Source organism: uncultured Roseibium sp. (genome assembly GCF_947494555.1).
Taxonomy (GTDB): Bacteria; Pseudomonadota; Alphaproteobacteria; order Rhizobiales; family Stappiaceae; genus Roseibium.
In genome coordinates this window covers 1-402 of sequence record NZ_CANLVF010000017.1, presented here as the reverse complement: position 1 = coordinate 402, position 402 = coordinate 1, and the positions used below count along the sequence as shown (strand labels likewise).

The 402-nt window shown below is 55.7% G+C and carries 1 pseudogene; it reads left to right on the top strand.

Annotation, left to right across the window (positions count from 1 at the left end):
* A pseudogene (locus Q0915_RS32035) lies at window positions 1-402 on the top strand (hypothetical protein); the annotation flags it as partial.

Here is a 402-nt window from a genome sequence, read left to right as displayed (position 1 = left end):
TTCTCAATACACATCCGGCACCGCCAGTGGATCGACGACAACAGCGATCAGTTCCATTGAGTTCAGTGACGGCAGCCCGGCCATCGATTTAACAAGAGACGGTTTGACTTTCGCGGGGACCACCGGAGATGACACACTCTTCGGCTCAAACCAATCGCACTTTCTGAATGGAGAGGATGGTAATGATACGATCACAGATGGGGCAGGTGCCAGCACCATCAACGGTGGTGCAGGCGACGACAACATGTCCGGCGGTTCGGGACTTGACGTCTATGTGTTCGACCCAGGGTTTGGAAACGACACGATCAACGAGTCAGCCGGTACAAATGGCGGCATCATTCGTTTTGGCGCGGGGATCGGTCCCAATGATATCCGGCTCTTTCGCGATCCCTCCGACCCGCG